Source organism: uncultured Sanguibacteroides sp., assembly GCF_900543425.1.
Lineage (GTDB): Bacteria > Bacteroidota > Bacteroidia > Bacteroidales > Marinifilaceae > Gabonibacter.
This window is the reverse complement of record NZ_UQRQ01000039.1, coordinates 1-15,553: the sequence shown is the minus strand read 5'-3', so window position 1 is coordinate 15,553 and position 15,553 is coordinate 1. Positions and strand designations below refer to the sequence as shown.

The window sequence follows — 15,553 nt, the reverse complement described above, 5'->3', positions numbered from 1 at the left end:
CGATTTATGATTCAATTCTGATCTTGCCATCTTTAAATCTAAAATCCGAAATCACTGAATCACTGAATCCATTTAATCTACAATCTAAAAATATTTCTCGTTAGACCAGCTGTATACTTTGAAAATATTATATTTGTTTCGAATAACAGGAAGGAATAGGGCTTAAAACGGAGATTTTGTAAAAAAAAATCGGTTAAAAAGTCTCTCTTTACATGATTTAATTCAATCCATTATGTTAGACCACAAACTCACGATATTCTATCACACGGCTAAACACTCGAGCACGACAAAAGCGGCTGAAGAGTTGCATCTTTCACAACCGGCCATATCCAAAAGCATAAAAGAATTGGAAAAGGAACTGGAAGTCACCCTTTTCGAACGGGAAAAAGGACGTTTCGTATTAACCCCGGCAGGAAAATATTTATTGGAAAAAAGTGAGGATTTATTGGATAAAGAACGGGAAATCGAATACGGTATTCATCAAATGAAAAATGAATTCTCCGGTACCCTGTCTATCGGTGCCAGCACGACATTGTCACAATATATTTTACCGGGGATGTTAGCCTCGTTCCGCGAGCGTTTCCCACATATCAGGATTAACCTGATCAGCGGAAATACGAATCAGATCGAACAGGAGATTCTACATCGTAATATTCAGTTAGCCTTTATCGAAGGGACACCTTCCGAACCGGACATTCATTACATGCCTTTTCTGCAGGATGAGATCGTCCTGGTTACCTCGACCCGGCATCCAAGCAAAGAGACGATTACGTTAGACGAACTAAAACAATTAAGATTCGTGTTCCGGGAAAACGGTTCCGGAACATACAAAATCATTCAGCAGCAACTGGCAAAATCCAATATCCGGATAGAGGAGCTGGATCAACAAATAAGCATCGGAACGACCGAAGGGATCAAACACTACCTGAAACATTCGGACTGTTACGCCCTTGTTTCCGTATTCAGTATTCGGGAAGAATTAGCTTCCGGAAAACTAAAAATTATCGATATACAAGGCTTGGAAATTTCCCGGGAATTATACGCGATTCATAAACAAGGCTATTTAGACCCGTATGCCAATAAGCTCTTACAGTATTGTGAAAAAAATAAGAAAAAAAATTGGTGATATTTTTATTCTCTCTTGAAAGTATCTATACAATTCGATAGCGGAATTTGTGTTTTCGCGAAAACCACATTATCTTCGCAACACTTTTAAGAAAGATTTCAAAAAATAAGTGCATGAACAATTGGATATTACAAATAGCGGCTCCGGTAGCAAAAGCAGCAGATATGGATATGAGCCTATGGGGATTGGTCGTCAAAGGGGGATGGTTAATGATCCCTATCTTTATTCTATCGATTATGGCCATTTACATCGCTTGCGAAAGATTCTGGATCATTCGAAAAACCGGAACGGGAGATGAGGCATTTATGCAACAGATTCAAGAAAAAATACAAAAAAAAGATATAGAAGGAGCTTTAACTGCTTGTGATACGGAAAATACCCCCTTAGCTAAAATCATAAGAAAAGGTATCTTATTAAGAACGGAAGCTCCAGGTGAAATCCGTGAATCCATGGAAAACACGGCAAACTACGAGGTAGCAACCTTGGAAAAAGGATTAGCAACCCTGGCAACTTGTGCGGGTACAGCTCCCATGATCGGATTTTTAGGAACAGTAGTCGGAATGGTTCAGGCATTTTATGACATGGCCATGGCCGGCAACAACATCGACATCAGCCTATTATCAAGGGGTATATACACCGCTATGATCACTACCGTGGCTGGCTTAATCGTCGGGATCATCGGATATCTGGCCTACAACTACCTCGTTTCCAGGATTGATAAAATCGTCCTGCATATGGAACGGTATAACTCCGAACTTATAGATTCACTTATCCAACTAAAAAAAAATCAATCCTCTAATCCCTAAATCTTTTAATCACCCAATCTCAGAATCACTAAATCTTTTAATCACAGAATCACTAAATCAATTATGTCCATCAAACGCAGTAGCAAAATAAACCCGAACTTCAACATGTCGTCCATGACCGACATCGTATTTTTGCTATTGATCTTTTTTATGGTCTCGTCAACGCTGATTAATCCCAACGCGTTAAGATTGGAATTACCCGAAAGTACAAACCAAACCTCGGAAAAACCGATCACAGTTGTTTCTATTGATAAGAATTATACTTTTTATTTAAACGAAAAGGTTATTCCTTTTTCCATGCTTGAAAGCAAGTTGGTCGAAGAGCTGAAAGAACAGGAAAAACCTTGTATTTCCTTACAAGCTGACAAGTCCGTTCCATTGGAACAAATCGTCAAAGTAATGAATATTGCCAAAGACCACAACTATCGCCTGATTATAGCAACTACCCCAGAATAAGGCAGATCGCTTCAATCCTATTCCAAAAAAAAATTCTGCTTTCTGAAACCAATCGTTAAGGCAAGCGTATACAACCAAACAAGTGCTAATGGTAACACTTGTTACAACTCATTGGAACTATAGAATAGCAACAATTGTTAAACTAAAACTAACTAAGTATGAAACGTTTATTATTATTATCTTTCATTGGATTGTTTGCACAGCTGATGATTTCATGTTATCCGGGAGGTGCGGATGACGTGGATGAGATGGATGTTGCCATAACGAATTATGACAAGAGTGCAGATTTTACGAAGTACACCACCTTTTCACTCCCGGATACGATTGTCTATTTCGTGGCTAAGGGAGAAACTCCCAATCACAAATTCGATGCCCAAATTCTGGATTTGGTAAAGAAAAATTTCGAAGACAAGGGATACACCTACATGGAGCAAACCGAGGCTAATCAACCGAGCTTTATTGTAACGGTCTCCGCGTTCTCAAATGTCAACTACTATTACGGAGCCAATTACTGGTATGATTACTGGGGATGGTATCCGGGATGGAATTGGATTTGGGGTTCAGGCTGGGGTCCGGGCTGGGGTCCTTCTTACCCGTGGTATCCTGCTGCCGTCTATTCCTATAGAAGCGGATCTATCGTGATCGATATGATTGCAGCCGATGCTTCAACGACCAGTACTAAAAAAGTTCCCGTTCTATGGAGCGGTGTAGCTGATGGAATTTTACAAGGTTCTGAGCAATCTATTCTGAACCGGATGACCTCTACTATTAATCAATGCTTCACACAATCGCCTTACCTACATGGTGGTACCGCTAATTAAGAGAACATCCTTATTGTCAATTTTTAAAGCAAAAGATTATGAGAAAACTATTATTTATATCATTGATATTATTCGGTCTTAGCCCTCTTGTAAAAGGACAGATGCTGAATTTAAACTACCAGATGTCAGTTCCAATCGGAAAAATTAACGACTTCACAGGTAAAATGAGCTTCAGAGGTATGGATTTGGAATACCACTATTTTTTAAGTGAACAATTCTCTATCGGAGGTATGGTAGGATGGAACACTTTCTACAAAAACAAAGGCGTACAAACCTCTGATTTTTACTTCAAAGGAAATAGCGATATACACACCATCACAGGTCATCAGTATCGTTATGTCAACACGGTGCCCATCATGGCTATCGGTCGTTACTGGTTCACGGAAAGCAATACTCTGTTCAGGCCCTATTTCGGTATAGGGATCGGTACGAGTTGGACGGAATTGAAATTAGACGTGGGACAGTTTACCTCGACGGAATCCAGATGGCAATTTGCCTTTGCTCCGGAGATCGGAACACTTATCTCCATCAACGACCAATTCGCTTTTAACTTAGGATTCAGATATTCTTACGGGACCAAAGCCGGAAACGGCAGAATTCCCGCAACACAAAGCTTTGCTATTAGCGTAGGTATTGTTCTGCAAGGTGTTAATTAAAACACAGAACTCTATACAAAAACAACTAAGTAACGAAGAGCTGCCGAAAATTCGGCAGCTCTTTTTCATAATCTATAAATGCTACATAAAGTGATTTGAAATTTTTAATACCAATCGTGATTACTGGTATGCCAACCGATCTGTTTTATCACGGAAATCTTTCCGTTTAATTTTTTCTGAAACAACAACCTCGGATTTTCGATATTATTGATATCGTAACAGTAGATACTCCCGTCCTCACACCCCACGACAATCTGATCCGTTTTGTAAAAAGCATAAGCCAAAGCCGTAATCTTGGATGGGAAGGTGGCGTTAAAGGTCATAAACTTTCTTTGCGTTGCATCTTCAGTTGCACTCCATGAAGTTGAGCGTTGCAGGTAATGGAGTTTATTCCCTACCGTGTAAAAATCGCGATACATGGCTTTTTTATTGTAGTCGAGAGAAGGGCGGTTATTGGCACTCACCAAGAAAACCGAAGAAGCATCTAATTTTACCGGAAGATAAAACCAACGTTCAAAGGTCGTACGGGTTATTCCCTCCGCCTGAGTGCTGAAAGAAAAATCTCCTACCAATGTGCGATCCTCCATCGTGGGATCGTTATAATAAACGGTAAACAATAGTGTCGTTCCGCCATATCCCCAACTGATATGATTTTTTTGCGTCAAATACAACACCTCCGTACCCTCGGAAAAATTAGACACAGGCACATTGTAATGTGTTTTTATCGGAACCATCCGCGTCCGCCAAAGAGGAGGATTGTCCCCCGGGAAAGATCCTCCGTCCCGCCAGGTCGTCGCCATAACGATTCTCCGGTTTTTTTCATCGTAACAGGGAATGACTCCACCGTACGTGGAATGTCCGAATTTCGTTATCTTATATCCTTTATCGTCTATCACGTAAGGCTCCGTCAGGTACTGTCCTCCCAAATAATTGGGAGACTTTACCCGGTAAAACACCCTGCCGTCTTCCGTAGCCACAAAAGTACAGGCACTCTCCTGTCCGGGAGTTTGGGGTGCTTTTTCCCGTAAATCGGAAACCACGAAGTTCGGTGGAGTTCCGTCTAAAAACTGATCCTTTAGCTCTCCCACTTTCTCCATATTTTGAATATTTGCCTCGTAAGCCACCTGATCCGTGATCACCACGCAGGCTCCCGACGGACTGATATCCCGGGCGGTCTCCATACTCAACCGAACCGGTTTACCGGGGATCTTCCCGTGATTAATCTCCTCGTAAGCGTTGTCTTTTAAGATGTACTCCACCTTTTGCTTCCCCTGTTCCGTCACAATCCGTCGACTGATGGCCGAAAATTTTGTGTTATTCCCGTCTTCCGATAAGATAAACCAATCATCCGGGGCAAAAGTAGGATAAATCGACACATAAAGCCGGGCCGGGAAGGAGACTCCCGTCTCTTTCTCGATCACCGTAAAGGTTCCCCAGATACCGTCTGAATTAGTATAAGCATCTAACCCTAACTTTTGGAACACCGAATCCGTGGGAAGTTCCATATCCAACTGATCGCCGATCACGACGCCGCCAAGCTTCCACTCGTAACGGACCTCTTTCGCCCGGGCGGCTGAATCCGTTCCCCACTTAAACATATGACTTCCGTTGAACACCATGGTTTCCCCTTTACCGGCCCAACCGGATATATATTCCGGTGTTTTATTAAAATCTTGTATCCATTGCGGCGGATTAAGTTCCGTATAGATATAATTGCCCTCGTCCTTAAAACATCCCGACAAAAAGCCAAGAAAAAACAACAGACCGAATAGTTTTATATAATTCATAATATCTCATTTAACACGTTAAACATTAACAGACATCCATTCATTATTTTCTTCGTCCCATATCTGATGATCGGCCAACCAATCCTTAAAAGCGACCACTAATTTCCTGACCTTATCCGGACGATCCCGGATCATCTCCGCGTTCAAATCGTATGCCCCCTCTATGTTCTCCAAAAAGGTCTTGTATTTTAAGGTCGAATAGCGCCCCAAGGAGTAGTATTCCACCTCCCGGTCCCACCACTCCGGCTTCACGGCGTCTTTCGTGAAATGGATTACCGCCCGGGAACGCTCGAACTGGCCCACGGCCAAACCTTCGCCCGGTACCAGCTCCACGACTAAACGCACCCCATTCTCCATACTGCCCAACCGATCGCTTTTATTCATCCGGATTCGAATCGTGTCCTGAAACATATCCAAATCTTCAGCGATCGGACCGGCATGAAACGTATAGGAATCTGCCAACTCGTACTCGTCCGGATTGGCCGTGGTCATCTCTTTCACCACCTTCAACCCGAAATGCAAGTCTTTAGCCAAAGGCCGTCCGGCAAGTACCACCACCAGCTCGGCCATCACGTAAGTGTCCGTGGGTTTGGCAAAAAAGAAGGTCACGTTCGTGGAGTCGGCCTTAGCCGTTCCGGGAGCGACCTCATCTTTAAAGAATCGCTTAAAATACACCTCGTGCCGATCGCCGAAAGGTTCGATATATTGCTCCTCGCAAGCTGTAAAAAAGGCGATCCAAACTACCATACTGTATAACAAATATTTTTTCATATCTCGTGTCGTTTTAGATTACATACTCTGATTATCCGGTATCGGAAACATATATTCGGATTTATTCAGTTCCCGTACCTCTCCCTCTTGCATAAAAATCTTGGCCCCCAACCGTTTGTAGAGATAGAACAACTGTCCCTCGGATATCCATTCCCGTTGTGCATCACGAACCAGATCCCGTTGAAAAGTAGCATAGTCGGTAGCTACCGGAAGATCATTCATCGTGGCCCAGACACCACCTCCAACGTCAGCAAAGGTACTTCTGTTCCGCCGAATCGTATTCAAAATATCGTACGCCTGAGCGAATTGCCCCTTACGGGCATAACACTCGGCCATAATGTAGCGCATCTCCGTGGCCCGGATAACGGGAAGAATCTGAACATTCTTCTGGCGTATCTTCGTGTCATCGCTACAATACCACTTGGCCGATATTTTATTTCCCCACAAACCGTTCGGTTGAAACAGAAGATAGCGGGAACGAATATCAATCTGGGATTCGTCGCTGGCATCATTCGGGTTTATAAATATCTTTTGCTTTCTTTCATCCAGAGCGAGCCAATTGCCTTGTGTCATTCCACTGGTCTCTTTCAGGAAAAAATTTCCCAAGCCGTAGTCGTTGTAAGCCTCTTCGTTATAAAGGGCGAAAATCAGGTTCGAAGTAAGTTTCAAATCCTCCTTTTTCTCGTTATCGTCATTCTGAATCGCCCAAAACTGTTCGGTTGAGAACATGTCATAAGAAGCCCCGTTTACACCTCTCGCTTTAAACTGCAACACGGTATCCGCCATCTGGAAAGCTTCCTCGTACATACCGGCATATTGATATACCCTTGCCAGCAACGCGGTAATCGCGTAATAACTTAACCGATAACCCCGTCCGGTATAAAAACCGTCTATCGTATTCTCTTTATTATATCCCTCCATACCGGATTCCACGCTACCGTAAAAACGAGTATTTCCGGTAGCGCTCATACTCATTCCCAAAGCAGAAGTATCGAATTCAACCGTCAATGCCCGGGCTGTTTTTAAATCCCTGATCACCTTCTCCAAAAAAGGTTTTAACGCAATTCCGTTAGGCTGAATATTAGGCGTTTCTTCCACGTAAGGTACCCGTTTTTCTCCGTCGTCATGGATCAATGCCGGGGCAAAAAGCCGTGCTATATCGAAGTGCATCAAAGCCCGGCAGGCATAGGCCTCTCCCATGATCAATTTACGCTCCGTCTCTCCCCCGGTAAACAAATCCGGAGATGACTTTTCCACGTTTTGCAACAAATTGTTCGCGTTGGCCACCACGTTAAAACCGTCTTTCCAAATCGCATCGATTGTCGGTCTTAACGAAACATTGTAATAGTCGAAACTCCTGGCGTTTCGATACATGTTTAGCCCGTCGTCAGCGTATTGCCAATCCCAGGTATATTGCCGGGAGATACAATCCACGATACCGAATTGAAGTTCCACCCCGTACAAATTTTTAGAAGTCATCGCCTGATAGATACCGGCCAAAACGGAACGGTAACCGTCGCCGGTGTCAAATAACTCGTCACTGGTTGCCTCTCCTTCCGGTTGCAGATCCAGCCAATCCCGGCAAGAACCGAAAAACAGCCCGGAAATCAAAAGAATGATTTGTATCTTTATTTTCATAATCCTTTCATTTTTAAATTAGAAACCTAACGTCAAGGTAAAACTGTAATTTTTAGCGTAGGGATAACTGGTTCCCCGTTCCTGCCGTATCGTCGACCACCGGCAAATATCGTTCGCGTTAAAACGCAATCCCAAGGAGGTCAAACGGAATTTACGAATCAACTCCTGATTAAAATCGTAACCACAGGAAAGACCGCTAAAGGCAACGTAATCATTGTCTTGGACGAAACGGGAAGTCGGCTGCGTTTGCTTTTTCGCTTTCAAATCAAAAAAAGGAGCGATATCGCCCGGTCGTTTCCAACGCTCCGTCAACACCCGGCGGTCCACGTTACCCCCGTCGATATCTGCCTCCTCGACCTTTTTAATTAAGGTCTCGTTGTAATCCTGAGCTCCCCATTGGTAAAGGAAGGTAGTATTTACATAAAAACCTTTCCAACCGATATTGATCCCGAATGATCCTTGGGCATCCGGACTTTTATCTCCGACGACGACCTGATCAACCGCATCCCAAACATAGGTACTTCTTCCGTTTCTTTTCCGGAATAATTCTTGACCGTTGGAAGGGTCGATACCGTAAGAAGGCACGGCATAAATAGCCGTGGTGGAAGCTCCCACGTAATACTGGGTTAACGGGATATAAAGCAACTCTTTATAATCTCCCTCTCCTCCCATCTGATTTTTACTATTATGAAAATCCTGGATATTTTTGTTGTATCGCTCGGCTTCCTGTCCCAATTTCGTGATCCTATTCGTGTTGGATGCTAAGGTTCCGGTTAAAGCCACCGTCCAATCCCTGGTTTGTAAAACCGTGGCATTCACTCTTATCTCGAATCCCTTGTTCTGAACAGAACCGGCGTTCGTATAGAAGCCGGAGAAACCGGAAGAGGTACGTATCGAGAGTCGTTCCAATTGATTTTTAGTATCTTTTCGATAATAACTGAATTCAAGATAATACCGTTCGTTAAACAACCCTAAATTCACCCCGAAATCCACGGTATAGGTCTTCTCCCAGGTCAATCTCGGATTTCCTAAGGCAATCAGGGTATTGGAAGGAGTAGCATAATACCATTTGTCCGAAGTCTTGTAAGTAGAGATGGCCGCATAAGGAGGGAAATTCACGTTACCGGTCACCCCGTAAGTTCCCCGCACCCGCAAAGTACTGATCAGCCAGTGATCTTTCAGCCACTTGGTATTATGCACGTTCATTCCCGCCCCGACGGACCAGAAAGGAGCAAAACGCTTGTCCTTACCGAACTTGGACGACCCGTCCAACCGGAAAGAACCGTCGAACAGGTAAATATTATTATAGGAATAATTGACGGAAGCCAGAATCCCCAATAAACGACTTTTGTCGGAAGAGACACTTGCCTTGCCGTCCTGCATCGCCGCATAGGTCGGAGAATGCAGATTACTTAATTGAAATCCCTTATATCGGATAGACATGCTTTTCCCGTGAGTCTCCCGCACGTTTAAACCAGCCGTTGCGTTGATAAAATGTTTCCCGATAGAACGATTGTAATAAAGCATGGCATTTACATTCCAGTTAAAACTTTTATCGTCGGAGATAGACAAAACTCCCCGTTCCCGGGTTGGAGCCGTGCTGAAAGAGGGATCCTTCGGATCCTCGAAAGATTCCGTTTCCGAATCGGTCTTTGTTAGCGAAAGTTGTCCCTTAAATATAAATCCCTGCAAAATCGTAAGATTAATACTGAAATTATTGGTCAAATCGTTCAGGCGTGACCTCCCCATATAACTTCCCAATCGCTTGGCCTTGTAAAGCGGGTTAACTTCATCATTCTTTAGCCTGACTAATAACTCCCCGTCGTTTGAATAAGGAGCGTAATAGGGTTGCAATTTAGCATAAGTATCGAACGATCCGTAAGGAGAGTCCTGTGATCGTGTCACGTTAAATGAAACGGAATTCATGATCTGCAACCACTCTTTATTCCGGTAATCCAAGGTTAAACCCGCTCCGGCGTTATCCCGGTAAGAACCGATCATCGCCCCGTTGTGTGTCCCGTAATTCAGATCAAAACCGTAACGGATACTTTCCACTCCCCCGGAAACGTTCAAGCTATGCGAATGGTTAAACACGTTTTGCAGGGGCTGAGCCAGCCAATCGGTCTTTACCCCGCGCCGGACTTCGTTTACCAAATCGTTATAAGCCAGATCCTTTAACAACTGCATCCCCGGGTCTCCATCCTCCTGAATGTATTTTCCGGACAATTTTTCCACCACTAACTTCTCCTCGGCATTGCATAAATTGTAATCCGAAAGGTCCGGAAACTCCGCCCCGCCGGTAAAATTGTAGGACACCCGTAACTCTCCGGGCAGGGGAGGTACCGTAGTCACCACGACGACCCCGTTAGCAGCCCGGGAACCGTACATGGCAGTAGCTGCCGCATCCTTCAAAATGGTCATGCTCTCGATCCGGTTCATATCCATGTCATAGATTTTCTGAACGGCAACCTCGAACCCGTCCAGGATAAAGATGGGCAAATTCGGGTTGTCCTTCAATGCGGTACGTTGTGTACGACGATTTTTCTCCACGTCCAATCCCCGTTCCATTCCGAGACTTCCCTCTCCCCTGATCGTGAACTCGGGCAAGGCATTCGGGTCGGATCCGAACAGTTTATTCTCCTTGATCCGGAAAGAGGGATCGAACGCCTGAAGTGCCGCAATGACGTTCTTGTTATTGGTTTTCAGCAATTGATCTCTCGTCACGGTCGTTGCGTTTCCGGTAAAACTCTCTTTCTTCAATTTCAAATAACCGGTTACCACCACATCCTCCAACTTTTGCAAATCCTCTTTCATAACCACGTTAATCGTGTCCTGCCCCGTGTATTTGATCTCCTGGGTCTTCATACTTAAAAAAGAAAACACCAACGTGATATTCTTCACGTCCGGTAACGACAAGGAGTATTTTCCGTCCACACCCGTGGCCGTTCCCAAGGTCGTCCCCTTTATCAATACCGTGACTCCCGGCAAAGGTACTTTCTTCTCGTCCGTCACCTTTCCGGTAATACGGACCTTCTTGGACTTCTTGTCTTCGATCACGGGTTTCAACACGATCACGGCATCCTGAATCACGTAAGTCAACCCCGTGCCTTTTAGACAAACGTTTAAAATCTCCTCGATATCGGAAGCCCGGACCTCGACATTCACTTTACCGACCTTATCCAGATCCTCCTCGTTATACATGAAAATGAATTTTGTCTGATGCTCTATTGCCCACATGACATCCTTCAAAAAAACATTTTTCATGGACAATCTCACCTCTTGCTCGAGTTTGAGGCCCTCTGCCCCGCAGACATTCAATACACCCGACAAAACGAATAGTAACGTCCAACCGAAAACGACTCCCCCTTTTTTTAATCTTCCGGGATACCTCCGGCACAATGTTAGAATTTTCTTCATAAATTGTTTGTTTTAGTTATGTAACTTGTTTAAAAGAAACATCAAATAATGGCAACAAACCATCGTTTATTGATGTTATGCTTTTTTGATATACAATTACCCAATTATCTCCCTTTAAAAATATGACTTATTCTAATTATCAATGAATTAATATATATTCACACGTAATCTATATTTGTTGTTTTAGTGTGTCAATAAACGATCCTTTTAAGAATTCTATCATTGATTATATTTATATAACACGAAAATCCATTTTTATGGGGAACGTGAAATCCATTTTTTACAAAATATTTTTATATACCACTAATAATCAACAATATAAAATATCACGTTCGACAACAAACTTAGAATAATCCTTAACGTACATTCATTTGGACACGGGAAAAGGGAGTCTAAAGCAGTTTTTGTCTGTTCTTCCATAAATAAAAGTTATACAGGATAACAATTTGTATCTTATGTTTCGTAAAAAAAATTTGTTCCTTCGCATCGGCTTTTAAAAGATATTAAACCAACAATATTAATGACTCCAATACAATGAAATTAAGTGAAAAAAGAGGCAATATGCTCCATGGCGTTTTATTGATCGCCTTATTCTCTTGTGCGGCATTTTACATTAGTGAATTTCCCTTCGTAAAAAAACTATCTTTTAGCCCCCTTATCGTGGGTATTATTTTAGGTATGCTATATGCCAATAGTTTACGAAACAGATTACCGGCAACTTGGGTCCCGGGAATCTTATTCTGCTCTAAAAAGATTTTACGTTTGGGAATTATCTTATACGGATTCAGGTTAACATTTCAAAATGTTGTAGCCGTGGGACTACCGGCCATTTTGATCGATGCCATCATTGTAACGATTACCATATACGGAGGCGTACTTATCGGCAAACTACTCAAAATGGATAAAGGCATAGCTCTACTGACCTCTATCGGAAGCGGGATATGCGGAGCCGCAGCCATTCTGGGAGCGGAATCAACGATAAAGGCCAAACCCTATAAAACGGCCGTAGCCATATCTACAGTCGTTATCTTCGGAACCATCTCCATGTTTGTCTATCCCATGCTTTATAAAAGCGGTATTGCAGACCTGGCTCCCGAACAAATGGGAATTTATACCGGTTCTACTTTACATGAAGTAGCCCACGTGGTAGGAGCCGGAAATGCTATGGGAGAAGAGATTGCAGCAGTCTCTATTATTGTCAAAATGATCCGGGTCATCATGCTTGTTCCCGTTTTATTGATCGTAAGTTATTTAGTTGCCCGTGCCAGAAAAAATAAAAACAAGCAACAAGCCGGAGGACAAAAAATAACCGTACCTTGGTTCGCTTTCGGTTTTTTGATCGTGATCGGATTCAATTCCTTTAATATTTTACCTCAACCGGTTATCGGCTTTATCAATGATTTCGACACCTTCTTATTAACCATGGCCATGACGGCTCTCGGAGCAGAAACCAGCATAGAAAAATTTAAAAAAGCAGGAGCAAAACCCTTTATTCTGGCTTTAACACTTTATGTATGGCTTTTAGGAGGCGGTTATTTATTGGTAAAATATTTAAGCCCGTACCTTATTTAATTGTAGATTCTGAGATTAAAAAGATTGACGATTTCGGATTGTAGATTGACGATTTAAAGAGGGTAAGATCAGAATCTTAATCGTAAATCGTAAATCTTAAATCAAAAATTAATTTACTATTGATTAAAGGGAAAAGGGAGAAAAACGAAGGGGTATAAATAGTGAACGGCGAGTGTCGGGTTCGAGTTTCGAAACGGCCACCCGACGGATTGTTTGAGCGTAGCGAGTCCCGGAGGGTAGTGAACGAAAAGCGTTTACACGACCGACGAGAACGTCTCTGCCCCGGAGGAGTTATCCCTTCCAATTGTAGATTTACGATTTCGGATTTACGATTTAAAGAATCAAGGGATTCTGGGATTAAAGGATTCGGTGATTCGGTGGTTCGGTGATTTCGGATTTTTGATTGCCGATTTTAGATTTAAAGAGGGTAAGATCAGAATTTTAATCATAAATCGTAAATCTTAAATCAAAAATGAATTTACAATTAAGAGATTCGGTAATACTCAGAGACGGGATTAAGGTGCTATAGAATCGATCTTTCAGGTTTATTGAAACGAGAGGAATCTATGGAAAAATAAAAAGATTTCATAAACTTTATAGACTCTACAAACGTTATCTATTTCATATACTTTGATTTTTGGTATGATATTTGAAGAATATAATTATCTGAATTACTTATCGTAACCTATTTAGAGGTTAGATGAAATCGGTGACTCGGAAGTGTTAATTTTTATTTGTTATTCCCGATAATTTTTAATACCTTGAGGCCGTTTTTTCAGAGAGTTAAGCAGCAAAGGAAAGCTTAAAAATAGAGGGGAAAAAAATACTATTTCAATACAATATATATGGAGAATAAATTAGATGTTTTGACAAAGAAGCTTTACGATGAGGGGGTGGATAAGGCACGTCAGGAGGCGGATGAGATCCTCGCGAAAGCAAGACAAGAGGCCGAGACGATTATAGCAGAGGCCAAGGCTAAAGCAGACGAGATGCATGCTACAGCTAATACGGATATCAGTAATTTGAAAAAAAAGGCAGAATCCGAAATGAATTTAAGTGTAAGACAAGCGATTGCCGCGTTAAAATTGTCTGTCACGGAACTGATTTCGGGAAAAGTTGCCGGAGAGATGGCAAAAGTCGGATTTGATGAGAAGACATTTGTCCAAGAGTTGTTGATGACAATCGTAAAAAAATGGGATATCTCGTCCGGGAATCTGGATTTGGAAGTGATCCTTCCGGCTGATGAGAAGACTCAATTCGAATCTTTTGTTGCTGCCAAATACAAAGAGCTTTTGAATAAAGGTTTAAGTGTAAAAGCCGGAAATGTAGAAGGTGAATTTGTTATTCAACCGAAAGACGGGGGATATCAGATTACATTCTCGGAAGAACTGTTTGAGGCATTCTTCTCTCAATACATGAGGAGTTTCACGAAAAAACTTCTTTTTAAAGACTAAGAGATTCAGTGATTATGAGATTGAGTGATTCAGAGATTCAATCACGGAATCATAGAATCGTAGATTTAAAAATTAAAATTGAGAGGGATGATATTGAAAAATGGTTACTACTGTTTGATTGCCGGTTTGCCGGAGATCGCTTGGGATGATCGGAAATTGGCAATATCTGTCAGTAATTTGCGGGAGCTGGCTCAAAACGATTTGAGTAAAAAGGATATGGAGCTTTTGAACCTATTCTTTCTTCCGGCAGATCACACGCAGATTCTTCGTTTGCTAACGAAGCAGGAGCCTGACCCTACTCTTTCGACGGTATACTCTTTAAAGCAGATAGAGGACGAAATTACCGAGCCGACCTCTTCTTTGCTTCCTTATTTGAATCAATTTATAGCTGATTTTAAAGGAGAACATCTGAAATACGATGTTGCTCCGGAGAATGTGTTGAGTTGGATGTATTACGATTATTTATTGAAATCCGGAAACTCTTTTGTGAGGCAATACGCGGAATTTTCGATGAATGTTAAGAATCTGATTACTGCATTGAATTGCCGGAAATATGGAAAAGAGGTGGAAAAAGAGGTAATCGGGAATAACGCTTTCGCCAAAGCGTTGCGTACGTCCAATTCGAAAGATTTTGGCTTGGCCATGGATTATCCTTACGTGGATAAGGTGATATCCTTGATGGGTAATCCCAATCTGGTAGAAAGAGAGCGGGGGTTGGATTTGTTGCATTGGGACTTTATAGAGGAAGCCGTTGTTTTCGAATACTTTTCTGTGGAAAAGGTTTTGAGCTTTATGTTGCAATTGATGATTATTGAAAGATGGAGCAAGATGAGTTCCGAATCCGGACGTAAGGTCTTCATGGAGATGGTAGAGAAGTTCAGGCATAGTTTTGAGTTCACGGAAGAATTCAAATGATTTTAAATTTTACAAGGGGAGATTTCCCCGGAAATTTAAGATGGAGAGATTAAAAATTAAAAATTAAAAAATGGATAAAACACAAGGAAAAGTTCATAGTATTATTTCCAACCTTGTACTTGTGCGTACCGAAG

12 protein-coding genes are annotated in these 15,553 nt (G+C 42.2%); 8 read left to right on the top strand and 4 right to left on the bottom strand.

Annotated elements, in window-relative coordinates; translation table 11 throughout:
• Window positions 1-232 precede the first annotated feature (232 nt).
• The 5 genes from QZR76_RS13680 (at window position 233) to QZR76_RS13660 (ending at window position 3,865) form a co-directional block, all read left to right on the top strand.
• A complete protein-coding gene (locus tag QZR76_RS13680) occupies window positions 233-1,126 on the top strand; it encodes a LysR substrate-binding domain-containing protein (protein ID WP_294143363.1) in 894 nt (297 codons plus the stop codon).
• A gap of 113 nt (window positions 1,127-1,239) precedes the next feature.
• Window positions 1,240-1,932, top strand: coding sequence for a MotA/TolQ/ExbB proton channel family protein (locus QZR76_RS13675; RefSeq protein WP_294143362.1), 693 nt, complete (start codon window positions 1,240-1,242; stop codon window positions 1,930-1,932).
• A gap of 63 nt (window positions 1,933-1,995) precedes the next feature.
• Window positions 1,996-2,388 (top strand): biopolymer transporter ExbD, encoded by a 393-nt coding sequence (locus tag QZR76_RS13670; protein ID WP_294143361.1) that lies wholly within the window; start codon window positions 1,996-1,998, stop codon window positions 2,386-2,388.
• Between the two features lie 158 nt (window positions 2,389-2,546).
• Window positions 2,547-3,209: a DUF4136 domain-containing protein gene (locus QZR76_RS13665; RefSeq protein WP_294143360.1), complete on the top strand. Its 663-nt coding sequence runs from the start codon at window positions 2,547-2,549 to the stop codon at window positions 3,207-3,209.
• 38 nt (window positions 3,210-3,247) lie between these two features.
• Window positions 3,248-3,865: an OmpW family outer membrane protein gene (locus tag QZR76_RS13660; protein ID WP_294143359.1), complete on the top strand. Its 618-nt coding sequence runs from the start codon at window positions 3,248-3,250 to the stop codon at window positions 3,863-3,865.
• Window positions 3,866-3,969: 104 nt separating this feature from the next.
• Here the strand turns inward: QZR76_RS13660 and QZR76_RS13655 are convergent, their stop codons facing one another.
• From QZR76_RS13655 to QZR76_RS13640, 4 genes are read right to left on the bottom strand one after another with little or no spacing between them, the layout of a single operon-like run.
• The gene (locus QZR76_RS13655) at window positions 3,970-5,652 is read right to left on the bottom strand and encodes a PKD-like family lipoprotein (protein WP_294143358.1); all 1,683 of its coding nucleotides are present in this window, start codon (window positions 5,650-5,652) and stop codon (window positions 3,970-3,972) included.
• An 18-nt stretch (window positions 5,653-5,670) separates the two neighbouring features.
• Window positions 5,671-6,423, bottom strand: coding sequence for a DUF4843 domain-containing protein (locus tag QZR76_RS13650; protein WP_294143357.1), 753 nt, complete (start codon window positions 6,421-6,423; stop codon window positions 5,671-5,673).
• Window positions 6,424-6,441: 18 nt separating this feature from the next.
• Window positions 6,442-8,061, bottom strand: a complete 1,620-nt coding sequence (locus QZR76_RS13645; protein WP_294143356.1) for a RagB/SusD family nutrient uptake outer membrane protein — start codon at window positions 8,059-8,061, stop codon at window positions 6,442-6,444.
• Window positions 8,062-8,079: 18 nt separating this feature from the next.
• On the bottom strand, window positions 8,080-11,478 hold the full coding sequence (locus QZR76_RS13640) for a SusC/RagA family TonB-linked outer membrane protein (protein WP_294143355.1): 3,399 nt from the start codon (window positions 11,476-11,478) through the stop codon (window positions 8,080-8,082).
• 561 nt (window positions 11,479-12,039) lie between these two features.
• On the opposite strand from QZR76_RS13640, the gene QZR76_RS13635 reads away from it, so the two are divergent.
• The 3 genes from QZR76_RS13635 (at window position 12,040) to QZR76_RS13625 (ending at window position 15,419) form a co-directional block, all read left to right on the top strand.
• Window positions 12,040-13,050, top strand: a complete 1,011-nt coding sequence (locus QZR76_RS13635) for a YeiH family protein (protein WP_294143364.1) — start codon at window positions 12,040-12,042, stop codon at window positions 13,048-13,050.
• An 845-nt stretch (window positions 13,051-13,895) separates the two neighbouring features.
• A complete protein-coding gene (locus QZR76_RS13630) occupies window positions 13,896-14,504 on the top strand; it encodes a V-type ATP synthase subunit E (protein ID WP_294143354.1) in 609 nt (202 codons plus the stop codon).
• Between the two features lie 87 nt (window positions 14,505-14,591).
• Complete coding sequence (locus QZR76_RS13625) at window positions 14,592-15,419, top strand: DUF2764 family protein (RefSeq protein ID WP_294143353.1); 828 nt, start codon at window positions 14,592-14,594, stop codon at window positions 15,417-15,419.
• The last annotated feature ends 134 nt before the right edge of the window (window positions 15,420-15,553 follow it).